13 protein-coding genes are annotated in these 14,696 nt (G+C 70.1%); 8 read left to right on the top strand and 5 right to left on the bottom strand.

Annotated elements, in window-relative coordinates:
* Positions 1 to 73 precede the first annotated feature (73 nt).
* Positions 74 to 901 carry a 5-dehydro-4-deoxy-D-glucuronate isomerase gene (kduI, locus tag GD748_RS03430; protein WP_152194357.1) on the top strand — a complete coding sequence of 276 codons (828 nt, stop codon included), beginning with the start codon at positions 74 to 76 and terminating at the stop codon, positions 899 to 901.
* A gap of 164 nt (positions 902 to 1,065) precedes the next feature.
* Here kduI and GD748_RS03425 read toward each other — a convergent pair whose 3' ends face one another.
* Positions 1,066 to 2,427: an enolase C-terminal domain-like protein gene (locus GD748_RS03425; RefSeq protein WP_152193767.1), complete on the bottom strand. Its 1,362-nt coding sequence runs from the start codon at positions 2,425 to 2,427 to the stop codon at positions 1,066 to 1,068.
* A gap of 572 nt (positions 2,428 to 2,999) precedes the next feature.
* Between GD748_RS03425 and GD748_RS03420 the strand changes: the two genes are divergently transcribed.
* From GD748_RS03420 to GD748_RS03400, 5 genes are all read left to right on the top strand, one after another.
* Positions 3,000 to 4,079, top strand: coding sequence for a TRAP transporter substrate-binding protein (locus GD748_RS03420; protein ID WP_152193766.1), 1,080 nt, complete (start codon positions 3,000 to 3,002; stop codon positions 4,077 to 4,079).
* A 129-nt stretch (positions 4,080 to 4,208) separates the two neighbouring features.
* Positions 4,209 to 4,739 carry a TRAP transporter small permease gene (locus GD748_RS03415; protein ID WP_152193765.1) on the top strand — a complete coding sequence of 177 codons (531 nt, stop codon included), beginning with the start codon at positions 4,209 to 4,211 and terminating at the stop codon, positions 4,737 to 4,739.
* Between the two features lie 2 nt (positions 4,740 to 4,741).
* Positions 4,742 to 6,052 (top strand): TRAP transporter large permease, encoded by a 1,311-nt coding sequence (locus GD748_RS03410; RefSeq protein ID WP_152193764.1) that lies wholly within the window; start codon positions 4,742 to 4,744, stop codon positions 6,050 to 6,052.
* Positions 6,053 to 6,373: 321 nt separating this feature from the next.
* Positions 6,374 to 7,267, top strand: a complete 894-nt coding sequence (locus GD748_RS03405; protein WP_152193763.1) for an aldo/keto reductase — start codon at positions 6,374 to 6,376, stop codon at positions 7,265 to 7,267.
* A 47-nt stretch (positions 7,268 to 7,314) separates the two neighbouring features.
* Entirely contained in the window at positions 7,315 to 8,061 is a 747-nt protein-coding gene (locus tag GD748_RS03400; protein WP_152193762.1) for a FadR/GntR family transcriptional regulator, read from the top strand.
* A gap of 247 nt (positions 8,062 to 8,308) precedes the next feature.
* Here GD748_RS03400 and GD748_RS03395 read toward each other — a convergent pair whose 3' ends face one another.
* The 4 genes from GD748_RS03395 to GD748_RS03380 all read right to left on the bottom strand — a co-directional run bounded on the left by GD748_RS03395 (position 8,309) and on the right by GD748_RS03380 (position 13,757).
* Complete coding sequence (locus tag GD748_RS03395) at positions 8,309 to 9,688, bottom strand: GntP family permease (RefSeq protein ID WP_152193761.1); 1,380 nt, start codon at positions 9,686 to 9,688, stop codon at positions 8,309 to 8,311.
* A gap of 290 nt (positions 9,689 to 9,978) precedes the next feature.
* Positions 9,979 to 10,491 carry a gluconokinase gene (locus tag GD748_RS03390; RefSeq protein WP_152193760.1) on the bottom strand — a complete coding sequence of 171 codons (513 nt, stop codon included), beginning with the start codon at positions 10,489 to 10,491 and terminating at the stop codon, positions 9,979 to 9,981.
* A gap of 225 nt (positions 10,492 to 10,716) precedes the next feature.
* Positions 10,717 to 12,459 carry a pyruvate dehydrogenase gene (locus GD748_RS03385; protein WP_152193759.1) on the bottom strand — a complete coding sequence of 581 codons (1,743 nt, stop codon included), beginning with the start codon at positions 12,457 to 12,459 and terminating at the stop codon, positions 10,717 to 10,719.
* An 80-nt stretch (positions 12,460 to 12,539) separates the two neighbouring features.
* Positions 12,540 to 13,757, bottom strand: a complete 1,218-nt coding sequence (locus GD748_RS03380) for an MFS transporter (RefSeq protein WP_226920705.1) — start codon at positions 13,755 to 13,757, stop codon at positions 12,540 to 12,542.
* Between the two features lie 277 nt (positions 13,758 to 14,034).
* On the opposite strand from GD748_RS03380, the gene GD748_RS20105 reads away from it, so the two are divergent.
* Entirely contained in the window at positions 14,035 to 14,160 is a 126-nt protein-coding gene (locus GD748_RS20105) for a hypothetical protein (protein WP_264372465.1), read from the top strand.
* 20 nt (positions 14,161 to 14,180) lie between these two features.
* Positions 14,181 to 14,630 (top strand): nucleoside deaminase, encoded by a 450-nt coding sequence (locus GD748_RS03375; protein ID WP_152193757.1) that lies wholly within the window; start codon positions 14,181 to 14,183, stop codon positions 14,628 to 14,630.
* Positions 14,631 to 14,696 lie beyond the last annotated feature (66 nt).

The following is a 14,696-nucleotide window of genomic DNA, read 5'->3' as shown; positions in this document are numbered from 1 at the left end:
TTGGGGTCGAAAGGTATGATGATTGACGGAGCTGGATGGCTCCTCCCAGCAAGGACGCAACCCGGAGGTCGAGTTGGAAACCCGCTACGCCACATCCCCTGACGAGCTGCCCCTCATGGACACCGCCGCCATCCGCGAGCGGTTCCTCGTCGACGAGGTCTTCCGCGCCGGCGAGGTGACGGCGACCTACTCCCACCAGGACCGCGTCGTCATCCTGGGCGCCCAGCCCGGCCCCGACGGCCTCGAGCTGCCGACCTTCCCGGAGCTGCGCGCCGAGTTCTTCCTGCAGCGCCGCGAGGCGGGCGTCGTGAACGTGGGCGCACCCGGAACGATCGTCGCCGACGGCGTCGAGCACGAGATGGCGCACGGCGGCTGCCTCTACCTCGGACGCGGCACGCGCGAGGTGCGGTTCACCAGCGGCGACGAGGGAGACGCCCGCTTCTACGTCTTCTCGGCCCCCGCGCACACCGACTTCCCGACGACGGCGGTCGCTCCCGGTCAGGGCACCACCCGCGAGCTGGGCGAGCAGTCGACGTCGAACCGCCGCACGCTCAACCAGTACATCCACGCGAACGGCGTCCGCAGCTGCCAGGTCGTCATGGGCGTCACGACCCTCCACGACGGCTCCATGTGGAACACCCTCCCGGCGCACACGCACGACCGCCGGATGGAGGCGTACCTCTACTTCGACCTGCCCGACGACGCCCGCGTCGTGCACCTGATGGGCCAGCCGACCGAGACCCGCCACATCGTCATGGCGAACGAGCAGGCCGTTATCTCGCCCAGCTGGTCGATCCACAGCGGGGTGGGCACCCACGCCTACTCCTTCGTCTGGGCGATGGCCGGCGAGAACCAGGAGTTCGACGACATGGACCCCGCCGGCATCACCGACCTGCGGTAGTCCCGCGCGGCGAGACCCCGACCCCCGTCACGCCGCGTGGCGGGGGTCGGTCGCGTCAGACGGCGGCCGTACCGGCACCACGGAGCGGTAGTCCCACCTGGCGCGGTTGTCCGCGACGCCGACGACGTCGACCCCCGCCACTGCGCGTAGCGGGGGTCGACCCGTCAGACGGCAGCTGCGCCGGCAGGCACCGGCTCGCCCGCCGCGGTCGTCGTCGCGCCGGACCAGTACGCGCCGTCCGGGTAGCGGAACTCGGCGATCGACGCGGCCTTCATCTCCGTGTTGTACCCCGGCTCGCCGGTGACCTGGTAGGCGCCGTTCGCGACGCGGACCGGCTGCTCGAAGTGCTCGTGGAGGTGGTCGACGTACTCCGTCAGCCGCCCCTCACGCGTGCCGGAGATGGCGACAAAGTCGAGCATCGAGGCGTGCTGGACCATCTCGCACAGACCGACGCCCCCGGCGTGCGGGCACACCGGCACGTCGAACCTCGCCGCGAGGAGCAGCACCGCGACGATCTCGTTGATCGAGGCGAGCCGTCCCGCGTCGAGCTGGCAGAAGTCCATGGCGCCAGCCTCCATGAACTGCTTGAACATCACCCGGTTGTGGCAGTGCTCGCCGGTCGCGACACCGATCGGCGCGACGGCGTCGCGCACCTTGCGGTGGCCGAGGATGTCGTCGGGGCTCGTCGGCTCCTCGATCCACAGCGGGTTGAACTCGGCCAGCCGGCCGACCCACTCGATCGCGGTCGGGACGTCCCAGACCTGGTTGGCGTCGATCATGAGGGTGCGGTCGGGCCCGATCGTCTCGCGCGCCAGCCGGCAGCGCCGCACGTCCTCCTCGATGTCGGAGCCGACCTTGAGCTTGACGTGGGTCAGGCCGAGCTTCTCCTGCTCGTGGATGAGGCGGACCATCTTCTCGTCGGAGTAGCCGAGCCAGCCGGCCGCCGTCGTGTAGCAGGGGTACCCGGTCGCCTCGAGCTCGGCGATCCGCGCGGCCTTGCCGGGCTCCGCCGCCCGCAGGATCTCCAGCGCCTGCTCGCGGGTGAGGGCGTCGGCGAGGTATCGCAGGTCCGCGACGTCGACGAGCTGCTCGGGGGTCATCTCGGCCAGCATCCGCCAGACCGGCTTGCCCACGTGGCGGCCCGCGAGGTCCCAGGCCGCGTTCATGACGGCCGAGAGTGCCAGGTGGACGACGCCCTTCTCGGGGCCGAGCCAGCGCATCTGGGAGTCGGTGGTGAAGGACATGTAGGTCCCGCCCATGTCCACCGCCATCGCGGCCACGTCGACGCCGACCAGGCTCTGGGCGAGCTGCCGTGCGGCCTCGGTGACGAGGTCGTTGCCCCGTCCGATCGTGAACGTGATGCCGTACCCGGCGAGCGGGCGGCCCTGGGCGTCGGTGCCGTCGGTGGTCAGGGCGACGTAGACCGCGGAGTGGTCGCCGTCCTTGTTCATGGCGTCTGAGCCGTCGGCGGTCAGTGAGGTGGGGAAGCGGACGTCGGCGACGTCCACGGACGTGATCGTGGGCATGGGCCATCCTTTGGGGTCGGCACTGCGATGTGACCCATTCATCATACCTTTGATGGGCGTGAGGGGTGCTCCGGTGGTCGCCCCGGTGGCACGTGCGGCGCCGTCCGACGCCGTCAGCACCAGCGGCCGACGCTGTGAGCACCAACGTCCGACGCTGTCCGCGCCAACGGCCGGGAGTCGTACGAATCCGGCGCTCCGACAACGGTCACGGCAGACGCCGGCGCGGACTTGCCGCACGAGCCACACGGGGGCGGGCACGGCAGCCTGCCGACGGCGCTCGAGTGCCGGTCAGGGGGACGCTCCGTCTTGATTTGGTATCACCAGTTGACCCGCCTCCTCGAAAGGTATTACCTTCGTCACGTCAGCCGGACATGTTCCGTGTTCACCGCCGATCACCAGGAATCAGCAGCCCACCACGATGTGGGCGGCCGCTCCGGTGGAGGTCGTCGGACAGGCCGGCAACCGATCTCGCGTCAGGCGTTGTGTGCTGTCGCGAGGCGTCCTGAATCAACGGTGATCACGAGGCCCGGACCCGAGCGGTGTGCGGGCGACACAGAGGAGACAACAGGTAGATGAAGCGCACGAAGATGTACACGACCATCGCCGTCGCCACGGTCGCGGCCATGAGCCTCGCCGCGTGCGGTGGCTCCGGCGGTTCGGCCTCCGGGTCCGAGGGCGAGACGGGTGCGGCCGCCGACGGCGCCGTCGACGTCTCCGACGCGGAGACGCTCTGGAAGCTCGCCTTCAACCAGACCGACCAGCACCCGCAGTACCTCGCCGCCGAGCAGCTCGGTGAGGACCTGTACGAGGCGACCGACGGCCGGTACGCCATCGAGGTCTACCCCAACGAGGAGCTCGGCACCCAGTCCGACGTCGTGCAGAACCTCTCGGACGGCAGCGTCGAGATGATGTTCATCGGTGCGCCCGTGCTCGAGTCCTTCAACGAGGACTTCATCGTCTTCAACCTGCCCTACATGTTCGCCACCGAGGAGGCGCAGGCCGCCGTCCTCGGTGACGAGGCGGTCGTGGGCGAGCTGTACTCCTCGCTGGAGGACTCCAAGAACATCAGCGTCCTCGCCGGTGTCTCCGGCGGTGTCCGCAGCGTCTACAACAGCAAGCACCCGATCGTGGAGCCCGAGGACCTCGACGGTCTGAAGATCCGCGTCCAGCAGTCCGACTCCCAGGTCGCCATGATCGAGGCCATGGGCGCGGTGGCGTCCCCGATGGGTCAGGGCGAGGTCTACAGCGCCCTGCAGACCGGTGCGCTCGACGGCGCGGAGAACAACGAGACGGTCTTCGAGGCCCTCAAGCACAACGAGGTCTCCTCGTACTACTCCTACACCCGGCACCTGATGGTCCCGGACTACCTGCTCATCAACAGCGACATCCTCGGCGGGATGTCCGACGAGGACCGCGAGGCGTTCCTCGAGCTCGTCCCCGGCGCCGTCGAGTCGGTCAACGAGGGCATGAAGGAGTACGCGCAGTCCTCGCGCACCGCCGCGGAGTCCGCCGGTGCGGAGTTCAACGACGACGTCAACGTCGACGCCTTCCGGGAGCTCGTCGCCCCGGTCGTGGAGGGCGCCATCAACAACGACGTCCGCGAGGCCCTGTTCGAGGCCGTGCAGGCGGCCAACGAGGCCAACGCCGGCTGATCCACAGCTCGGTCCGAGGGACGACCTGGGGCGTACGGCGTCGCCGTACGCCCCAGGCGGCCCCGAGCGCGGCTGCCGAGGTGCAGCCGCGGCGTGCTCTGACCGACAACGCAAGGAAAGTGTGACCCCATGAAAGCCGTGCACAAGTTCCGGACGGCGATGGACGTGTTCCTCCGCTGGTTCTGCATCGTCCTGTTCGCCCTCATGATCCTGGTCGTCACCTGGCAGGTCGTCGCCCGGGCGACGGTCGGCGGCAACGCCTGGACCGAGGTGATGGCCCGCTTCCTGTTCATCTGGCAGGGCCTGGTCGGCGCGGCCTACGTGATCGGCGAGAAGGACGACGTCGCGATGGACTTCCTCGTCAAGCGCTTCCGGCCGGCCGTGGTCAAGGCCATCGAGATCTTCGCCCACTGCGTGGTCGGTGGCTTCGCCGTCTGGGTCATGATCTACGGCGGCGCCAAGTACATCGAGAGCACGTGGAACGACACCGTGCAGCTCCTGCCCTTCACGCAGGGCCAGATCTACCTCGTGCTGCCCATCACGGGCGCTCTCATCATCATCTACTCGCTCCTGCACATCATCGAGGTCATCTCCAAGACGGTCGTGGACCCTGCTGAGCAGGACGTCGATCTCGACGGCTACCTGGAAGAGGGGATCTGACCATGACCGATGCAGCACTCGTCGGGATCATCCTCATCGTCGGCATGTTCGGCCTGATGGCGCTCGGGGTCTCCGTCTCCATCTCCATCGGACTGCCTTCCGCTGTCGCCCTGCTCCTCCTCCTCGGGCCGGACCAGGGCATCTTCACCGCGGCCCAGAAGATCTTCAACGGCATCGACAACTTCGCCCTCCTGGCCATCCCGTTCTTCGTGCTGGCCGGCGCGATCATGAACCAGGGCGGCATCGCGACCCGGCTGATCAACCTCGCCAAGGTGATGGTCGGCCGGATGCCCGGGGCGCTCGCCCAGACCAACACGCTCGCGAACATGCTCTTCGGCTCGATCTCCGGCTCCGCACTCGCCGGTGCCGCGGCGGTCGGCTCCTCGATGGCCCCGTCCCAGCGCAAGGACGGCTACGACATGCGCTTCGCCGCCGCGGCGAACGTCGCCTCGGCCCCGGCCGGGATGCTGATCCCGCCGTCGAACGTGCTCATCGTGTACTCCCTGGTCTCCCAGGCTTCCGTCGGCGCGCTGTTCCTCGCCGGCTACATCCCGGGCATCCTCTGGGGCGCCGCGTGCATGCTCATCATCTGGCTGTACTCGCGCAAGCGTCCCGAGCTGCGGGGGAGCTCGCGACCGTCCCTGCGGACCGGGCTGCTCGTGCTCTGGCAGGCCGTGCCGTCCCTGATGCTGATCGTCGTCGTCATCGGCGGCATCGTCTTCGGGTACTTCACCCCCACCGAGGGTGCGGCCGTGGCGGTCATCTACGCGACAGTCCTGTCGCTGGTGTACCGGACCGTCACCGTGAAGGACTTCCCGAAGATCCTGCTGCAGGGGACCCGCACCAGCTCGGTGGTCATCTTCCTGATCGCGCTGTCGTCGATCATGTCCTACGCGATGACGTTCTCCGGCATCCCGCGTCTCGTCGGCAACTGGATGACGGAGTTCACCGACTCCAAGATCGTCTTCCTGCTCCTCATGGCGCTGATCCTGCTCATCATCGGGATCCCGCTAGACGCGACCCCCGCGGTGCTGATCTTCACGCCGATCTTCCTGCCCATCGCCATCGAGTACGGCATCCACCCGGTGCACCTCGGCATCATGATGGTCTTCAACATGTCGATCGCGGTGATCTCGCCGCCCTCGGCGCCGGTGCTGTTCGTCGGCGCGAAGGTCGCGAACGTGCCGGTCGAGCAGGTCATCGCCAAGCTCATGCCGTTCTTCCTCTCGCTCATCGCCATGCTGCTGATCATCCAGTTCGTCCCGGTGCTGACGATGTGGTTGCCGGAGCAGGCCGGCCTGATCTTCCCGTAGCCAGCCGTACCCGCCGGCCCGGACGCCGTCCCACGGACCGGGCCGGGCCGGCGGGTCCGGAACGCCGTCCGACGGCCGTCAGGTCGGCCGGGTCCGGAACGCAGTCGGCGGCCGCCACGCCGACGGGGGGCACTCCGTCGTCCCGGCCCCGCCGCCGTCCACCTACGCCGTCGTCCCACCTACGCCGTCGTCCCACCTACGCCGTCGTCCCACCTACGCCGTCGTCCCACCTACGCCGTCGTCCCACCTACGCCGTCGTCCCGGTCTGCTGATCCTGCTCGACGTCGCCTCGAACCCCGAACACGAAAGATGCTCCTGCACATGAACTCGCATCCAGTACCCACCATCGAGCTCAACACCGGGGCGCAGATCCCCCAGGTGGGCATCGGCACGTTCCAGGTCGACCCCGCCACCACCGGCGACGTCGTGCGGACCGCGCTCGAGGCGGGCTACCGCAGCATCGACACCGCCGCCCGCTACCTCAACGAGGCGGGCGTCGGCCGGGCCATCGCGGAGTCGGGGCTCGCGCGCCAGGACCTCTTCGTCGCCACGAAGCTCGCGAACACCGACCAGGGCTTCGACTCCACGCTGCGCGCGTTCGACGACTCCAGCACCGAGCTCGGCCTCGACGCCGTCGACCTCTACCTGATCCACTGGCCGTGCCCCGCCCGCGGGGAGTCCGCGAACAGCTGGCGCGCCATGGAACGGCTGCGGGACGAGGGACGCATCGCCGCCGTCGGGGTGTCGAACTTCCTCGCGCACCACCTCGCCGAGCTCATGGACGGCTCGTCGACAGTGCCGGCCGTCAACCAGGTGGAGCTGCACCCCTACCTGCAGCAGCGCGAGCTGCGCGAGTTCCACGCGGCCCACGGCATCGTCACCGAGGCGTGGAGCCCGCTCGCTCAGGGCGCCGTGCTGGCCGATCCGGCGATCGTCGGGATCGCCGAGCGCCTCGGCCGGTCCCCGGCCCAGGTGGTGCTGCGCTGGCACGTCCAGCTCGGCAACGTCGTCATCCCGAAGTCCGTGACGCCCGGGCGGCAGGCGGAGAACATCGCCCTGTTCGACTTCGCGCTCACCGAGGACGACATGGCGCTGATCGCGACCCTGGACCGCGGCGAGGACGGCCGCACCGGGTTCCACCCCGACCGGTTCAACGGTTTCCCGGCCGACTTCGAGGCCGCGACACCGAGCTGGAACATCCCTCCGGCGAAGTGACGCTTGCGCCGGTCGGGCATGCTAGGGGTAGAACGAGAAGGAGCAGCGTGGCTCGAGAGTCTGTGTACACGAGGGTGGTCGACGTGCTCGGCCACCGCATCGCGGCGGGTGAGCTGGTGGAGGGGGACGTCCTCAACCTGACCCAGCTCGAGTCGGCGTTCGGCGTCTCGCGCACGGTCGCCCGCGAGGCGATGCGGGAGCTGCAGTCCCTCGGCATGATCACCGCACGGCGCAGGGTGGGGCTCATCGTCAGTCCCATGTCGGACTGGGACGTGCTCAACCCGATGGTGATCCGGTGGCGCCTCGCCGGCCCCGGCCGCGACGAGCAGCTGCTGTCGCTGACGGACCTGCGCTCCGCCGTCGAGCCGACGGCGGCACGACTCGCCGCGAGCGACGCCACCGACACCCAGCGGGACCGGCTCCTGGCGCTCTCCGAACGGCTCGTCGAGCTCGGCCGTCGCGGGCTGGGCGACACGATGGAGTACCTGATGCTCGACGTCGAGTATCACCTGCTGCTCCTGCGCGCCAGCCACAACGAGATGCTGATCGCCTTCGAGCCGGCGATCGAGGCGACCCTGGTGGGACGCAACGAGCTCGGCCTCACCCCGCGTGACCCCACCCCGTCGGCCGTCGACAACCACCGCGAGGTCGCCCGCGCGATCCTTGCCGGGAACGAGGACCTGGCCGAGGAGAGCTCGCGGCGCATCGTCCGCATCGTGCGGTCCGAGCTGCCGCTCCAGGGGCGTGCCGCACGCGAGCACACGGCCGGACGCCCGGCCGTCCCCGCGCCCTAGGCCGTAGCGGGCCTCTGACCCCTGCACGCGCCCGTGCGGGTGCGGGCGCTCACCCGCATCACGCACGCCGGGCTGCGCCACGACACCCGGTGTGCCGAGACTGTTCTCGGGCCGGCGAGCCGACGGCGGCCCCTAGCACGTATCCGGGGGGCGTGCGTCGGCGGGGCCCAGCACGCATCCGGGCGGCCTGCGCCGGCGGGCCGACGGGGGACCGCACGCATCCGCGCGGGCCCGCCGTCGGCCGACCTCAGCCGATCGCGAAGATGACGAGGGTCAGCCCGAAGCCCAGGACGGACTGCAGCGTCTGCTGCACGGTCCAGGTCTTCAGGGTGGTCTTGACGTCCATGCCCATGAGTCGGCCGACCAGCCAGAACCCGGAGTCGTTCACGTGGCTGGCGAAGACCGAGCCCGCTGCCGTGGCCAGCGTGATCGCGACGATCTGCAGGACGCTGAAGTCGCCGGCGGTCACCGCGGGCGCCATGAGCCCGGCGGCCGTCACGAGCGCCACCGTCGCCGATCCCTGCGCCACCCGCAGGACGACGGCGATCACGTACGCGGCCACGACGACCGGCAGGCCGATGTCCGCGAGGGAGTCGGAGAGTGCCTCGCCGATGCCCGAGGTGCGCAGGACGCCACCGAACATGCCGCCGGCACCGGTGATGAGGATGACGGAGCAGACGGGACCGAGCGCGGAGTCGACGACCTTCTCCAGGGCGGTGCCGTGCTCGCCGCGACGGTTGCCGAGGACGAAGATCGACACCAGCACCGAGATCAGCAGGGCGATGGGCGCCGAGCCGATCGCGGAGAGCACCTGGACCCAGGTCTGGTTCTCGGCGTCGACCACGCCCGCGGCGTCGAGGAAGTCCAGGCCGGTGTTGAGGAAGATGAGAATGAGCGGCAGGAGCAGGATCGCGATGACCGTGCTCACGCTGGGCGGGTTCTCCTGGACGTCGTCGTCCTTGCTCCCGAACAGCGCCGGTACCGGAAGGATGAAGCGCCGGCCGACGAAGAGACCCCAGAGGTAACCCGAGACGTACCAGAGGGGGAACGCCATGACGATGCCGACGACGAGGACGAGCCCAAGGTTCGCGCCGTAGAGCTCGGTGGCGGCGACCGGGCCCGGGTGCGGCGGGACGAAGACGTGCATCACCGAGAAGGCGGCCGCGGCGGGCATGCCGTAGAGCAGCACGTTGTTCCCGAGCCGGCGGGCGACGGCGAAGATGATCGGCAGCATGACCACGAGGCCCGCGTCGAAGAAGATCGGGAAGCCCATGATGAGCGAGGCGAGCCCGAGGCCGAACGGCGCACGTTTCTCGCCGAAGACGTCGACCATCTTCTCGGCGAGCACCCGTGCGCCGCCGCTGTGCTCGACCATCTTGCCGAGCATGGCTCCTAGGCCGATCAGCAGCGCCACCGAGCCGAGCGTCCCGCCGAAGCTGGTCACCAGCGTGTCGACGATCGCGTTCGCCGGGATGCCGGTCGCGAACGCCGTCACGAGGGAGACCAGGATGAGCGTGAGGAACGCGTGCATCTTGAAGACGATGACCAGCACCAGGATCAGCGCGATGGCCGCCGCTGCGATCCCGAGGAGCGGTCCCGCTCCGAGTGTCTGGGTCCAACCTTCCATGGGGGCTCTCCCGTTCGTTCGGGAGCCGCCCGCGCACGCAGCGCACGAGCGGCCCGGTTCTCGGATCTCGCGTCGGTGACCCGGACCACAGCGGGCGTGCAGTTGCGGAACGGGTACCACCTGGACCCTAGAGCTAGCGGTCTGCGAGTGCCTCTCGAGAGCACGCGCCGGCGCGCCGCGACCTCGTGCGCGGGCGCCCCGGGATCGCGGCGGCGCCCAACAGGAAGTCGGTGCTTCGACCTTGGCCGAGCTCCTGGCCGACTACCGGCTGCCTCGAGGCGCCTGGACGGTCAGGCGTTCAGGCCGAGCCGCTCGACGATCTCGTCGGTGATCTCCGCCGGGGTGCCGGAGATGTCGACGCTGATGCCCGGCTCGTCCTCGCCGAGCGGCTCCAGCGTGGAGAACTGCGAGGGCAGGAGCGACGTCGGCATGAAGTGCCCGGCCCGCTTGCTCATCCGGTCGGCGATCAGCTCGGGCGAGCCGCTGAGGTGGACGAAGAAGACGTCGTCGTCGTCCCCCTGGAGGATGTCGCGGTAGACGCGCTTGAGGGCCGAGCAGGTGATGACCGTGTTGCGCCCCGCCTGGTCCTGCTCGTCCAGCCAGGTGCGGATCGCCCGCAGCCATGGCCAGCGGTCGTCGTCCTCCAGCGGGGTGCCGGCGCTCATCTTGTCGATGTTGGCCTGCGGGTGGAACTGGTCCGCCTCGGCGTAGACCCAGCCGAGCCGCTCGACCAGGAGCTGGGCGATCGTCGTCTTGCCTGAGCTGGCGACACCCATGATCACCAGGTGCTGGGGCTGCGTCATCGTCACGGTCCTCGAAGAAGTCTTGTGCGGGGGGCTCGGCCAAGGTTCTCACTGCAGGGGCGGTGGGCGCACGGTCTTGCCGTCAGTTGTCCTCGTGCTGCGCGTCCCGCGTCTGTCCCGCGTGCGTCCCGCCGGGCCAGGTCCGGCCGGTCCCGCGAGCCGGCGTCGGGCCTGTCGGGAGCTGCACGCAGCCTGGGCGGGGGCCCGACGGGCGCTTACGGGCGCCTACGGGCGCGGGATGTTGCGCAGGTTCGACCGGGCCATCGCCATCACCTCTCCCATGCCGCCGCCGAGGACCTGCTTGGTCATCGCCGTCGCGAAGCCCCGGATCTGACCGGACGTGATCGACGGCGGGATCGACAGCGCGTTGCCGTCGGTGAGGACCTCGATGAGTGCGGGGCCGGGCCTTCTCAGGCCGTCGGTCATGGCCTTGCGCAGGTCCTTGGGGTCCTCGACCTGCACGGCGGGGATGTCGAGGGCGAGCGCGACCTGGCGGTAGTCGACGGCGGGGGAGTCGGTGGCGTGGGACGGCAGCCCCTCCACGAGCATCTCGAGCTTGATCATGCCGAGCGAGGAGTTGTTGAACACGACCACCTTCACGGGCAGGTCGTAGTGGCGCAGCGTGATGAGCTCGCCGAGCAGCATCGAGAGACCGCCGTCGCCGGACATGGCCACCACCTGCCGGTCGCGGTCGGCGAAGGCGGCCCCGATGGCCTGCGGGAGCGCGTTCGCCATCGAGCCGTGCAGGAAGGAGCCGATCACGCGGCGCCGGCCGTTGGGCGTGAGGTACCGGGCGGCCCACACGTTGTTCATGCCGGTGTCGACGGTGAACACGGCGTCCTCCGCCGCGGCCTCGTCCAGCACGACGGCGGCGAACTCGGGGTGGATCGGCTTCGTCTTCTCCACGTTCTTCGTGTAGGCGCCGACCACCTTGGTCATGAGGCCCCCGTGCTTCTTGACCATCGAGTCGAGGAACTTGCGGCTGCGCTTGCGCCTGATCTGCGGGATCAGCAGGCGCATGGTCTCGCCGACGTCGCCGTGCACCGGCAGGTCCAGGCGGGTCCGTCGGCCGAGGTGGCTGGCGTCGATGTCGATCTGCGCGGTGCGGACGTCGGAGGGCAGGAAGGCGGTGTACGGGAAGTCCGTGCCGACCAGCACCAGCAGGTCGGCGCCCTCCATGGCGTCCTGGCAGGCGCCGTACCCGAGCAGCCCGGACATGCCGACGTCGAAGGGGTTGTCGTACTGGATGACCTCCTTGCCGCGCAGCGAGTGCCCCACCGGCGCGGCGGCGAGGTCGGCCAGCTCGAGCACGACGTCGTGGGCGCCCCGGGCGCCGGCGCCGACGAACAGCGTCACCTTCTTCGCGTCGTTGATCGCCTCGGCCAGCGCCGCGACGTCCTCGGCGTTCGGGACCACCCGGGCGGGGCACGCTCCTGGGATGAGGATGGGTGCGCCGTCGTCGTCGATCTCCTGGTCGGCGACGTCACCGGGCAGGGTGAGGACGGCGACTCCCGGGGCGGTCAGCGCGTGCTGGATCGCCGTGCGGGTGACCCGCGGCACCTGGGCGGCGGTGCCGATCATCTCCGAGTACACCGACGCCTCGGTGAACAGCCGGTCCGGGTGGGTCTCCTGGAAGAACTGCGTGCCGATCTCTGCGCTGGGGATGTGCGAGGCGATGGCGAGCACCGGCAGGCGCGAGCGGTTGGCGTCGTAGAGGCCGTTGATCAGGTGCAGGTTGCCCGGGCCGCAGGAGCCGGCGCACACAGCCAGGCTGCCGGTCATCTCCGCCTCGCCCGCCGCGGCGAAGGCGGCAGCCTCCTCGTGGCGCACGTTGACCCAGGTGATGCCGTCGGTGCGGCGCACGGCGTCGACGACGGGGTTGAGCGAGTCGCCCACGATGCCGTAGATCCGGGAGACTCCCGCGGCGACAAGCTGGTGGACGAGGTACTCGGCGACGGACGCGGCCATGGCGGTCTCCTTCGGGTAGGACGGAGTCGTTGTCGATCCTGCCCCGGTACCTGGAGTCCCGCAGTTCGGGAGGGTCGGTCCTACGCGTCGGGGACGTGCGCCGGGTCGCCGTGGTCGCGCCGGCGGATCATCGGGGCGGCGGCGAGCGCCGTGAGGACGGCCAGCACTCCGCAGACCAGGACGACGGTGAAGCCGCCGCGCGAGCTGCCGGAGTCGATGAGCGCCCCGGCCGCCGAGGACCCGATGGAGACGCCGAAGTTGATCCCCGTGCTCAGCCAGGTCAGGCCCTCGGTGAGCCGGTGCCGGACGACGATGTGCTGGACCATGGAGTTGCCGTTGATGATGGTCGGCGAGATCGCGAAGCCGGTCACGAACATCACCGCGGCCATGACCGCCAGGCTGCCGGCGAGCAGGAACAGCGAGGTGCCGACGGCGAGCACCAGCACGCCGAGGAGGAAGCGCCGCCAGGCCGGACCCGTCCAAACCTTGGCGCCGTAGAGCAGACCGGCGATGACCGAGCCCAGCGAGAAGACGCCGAGCAGCACGCCCGCCATGCCCGGGCTCCCGAGCTCGGCGGTGAATGCGACGACGGAGACGTCCGTCGCGCCGAAGATGCCGCCGACGAACATGAAGACGACGACGAGCCCGACCATCGCGCCCGAGCGCATCACCGAGCCACGGGGGCCGTGCGTCGTCACGACGACGGGCGTCGGCTCGGTACCGCGCTGGAGCAGGAAGGCGTAGCTGCCGACGACGACGATCACCGCGGCCGCCGCCACCCCGGCCCACGGCGTGACCGAGGTGGCCAGGGCGGTGGCGACCACCGGCCCGAGGACGAACGTGGACTCGTCGAGGGCGGACTCCAGCGAGTAGGCGCGGTGCAGCTCCCTCGGGGTGCGCACGATGCCCGTCCAGCGCGCGCGGACGAGGGCACCCGTCGCCCCGATGGTGGAGCCGATGAGGACGGCGCTCGCGTACAGGGTCCAGGTGGGTGCAGCCGTGACGGCGGCGACGACGAGGGCGACCATGCCGACGGCGCTGACCGTGATCGACGGCAGCATGACCCTCGCCTGCCCGTGCCGGTCGACCAGCCGGGCGAGCTGCGGCGCACAGACCGCCTGCGCGACGACGAACGTCGCGGAGACGGTGCCGGCCAGCCCGTACGACCCCGTCAGCGATGCCAGCATCAGCACGATGCTGATCCCCAGCATCGAGACCGGGAACCGGGCGAGCAGCCCGGCCGCGGAGAACGCCAGGGCGCCCGGCAGGGCGAGGATCTGGCGGTAGGGGTTCGGCACGGAGCGATTCTCGCACCGGCCCGATCGCAGGTGACCGGCAGGCGGCGCCGGGCGGCGGTGAGGTTGGCCACCGCCGACCCGCGGGGTCAGTGCGGGGTGTGTCGCGCCGGGGGTGTCTGCCTCGGCGCGCCGGGACCGGGGAGGCCACGCTCCTCCTGCACGATAGGGTCCGCGGCATGGACGGTCCGCGGCCAGGTGGCGATGATCTGAGGCTTGTCCTGCTCTCGGTCGCAGCCCTCGCGGCGACCGCCTTTCTCCTCTACGTGGTGCAGTGACCGTGGGGACTGCACCGACGACCACTCTGCGCGCGTGGGGCGAGAACGACCTGGGCGTGCTCGAAGGCGCCATGGGGCACCTGATGACCGCGCAGAACTGGCGCTACGACCTCGGCGGCTCTCGGTGACCCCACCGGTCGGACGGGCCGTGGCCTCCGACGCCGAGGCGCTCGCCGTCGCGCTGGCCGAGGCCCGGGCCGGACGCGCCGAGGGCGGGATCCCGATCGGTGCGGCACTAGTCGTCGACGGAACGGTGCTCGCCGTCGGTCGGAACCGCCGGGTCCAGGACGGTAGCCCGATCCTGCACGGCGAGACCGACTGCCTCGCCAACGCCGGCCGGCTGCCCGCAAGCGTCTACGGACGAGCCACGATGGTCACCACGTTGTCGCCGTGCGACATGTGCACCGGTGCGATCCTGCTCTACGGCATCCCTCGGGTCGTGATCGGTGAGAACCGCACCTTCTACGGCGGCGAGGACCTGCTGCGCTCTCGCGGCGTGGAGGTCGTCGTTCTGGACGACCCGGCGTGCGTGACGCTCATGAACGACTTCATCGCCGCCGAGCCGACGCTGTGGAACGAGGACATCGGCGAGGAGTGACCGCGTTCGCGACGATTCTCGCCCGATCGCCCGATCGCCCGATCGCCCGATCGCCCGCGCCGGCGT

This window comes from Georgenia subflava (assembly GCF_009193155.1).
GTDB classification, from domain to species: Bacteria; Actinomycetota; Actinomycetes; order Actinomycetales; family Actinomycetaceae; genus Georgenia; species Georgenia subflava.
Note: the sequence above shows the minus strand (reverse complement) of the source record. Positions and strands in the feature narration are given on the sequence as shown.

Coding starts and splice junctions, on each gene's coding strand:
- GD748_RS03425 (WP_152193767.1), bottom strand. CDS start 2,427: ATGCCCACGATCACGTCCGTGGACGTCGCCGACGTCCGCTTCCCCACC.
- GD748_RS03420 (WP_152193766.1), top strand. CDS start 3,000: ATGAAGCGCACGAAGATGTACACGACCATCGCCGTCGCCACGGTCGCG.
- GD748_RS03415 (WP_152193765.1), top strand. CDS start 4,209: ATGAAAGCCGTGCACAAGTTCCGGACGGCGATGGACGTGTTCCTCCGC.
- GD748_RS03410 (WP_152193764.1), top strand. CDS start 4,742: ATGACCGATGCAGCACTCGTCGGGATCATCCTCATCGTCGGCATGTTC.
- GD748_RS03405 (WP_152193763.1), top strand. CDS start 6,374: ATGAACTCGCATCCAGTACCCACCATCGAGCTCAACACCGGGGCGCAG.
- GD748_RS03395 (WP_152193761.1), bottom strand. CDS start 9,688: ATGGAAGGTTGGACCCAGACACTCGGAGCGGGACCGCTCCTCGGGATC.
- GD748_RS03390 (WP_152193760.1), bottom strand. CDS start 10,491: ATGACGCAGCCCCAGCACCTGGTGATCATGGGTGTCGCCAGCTCAGGC.
- GD748_RS03385 (WP_152193759.1), bottom strand. CDS start 12,459: ATGGCCGCGTCCGTCGCCGAGTACCTCGTCCACCAGCTTGTCGCCGCG.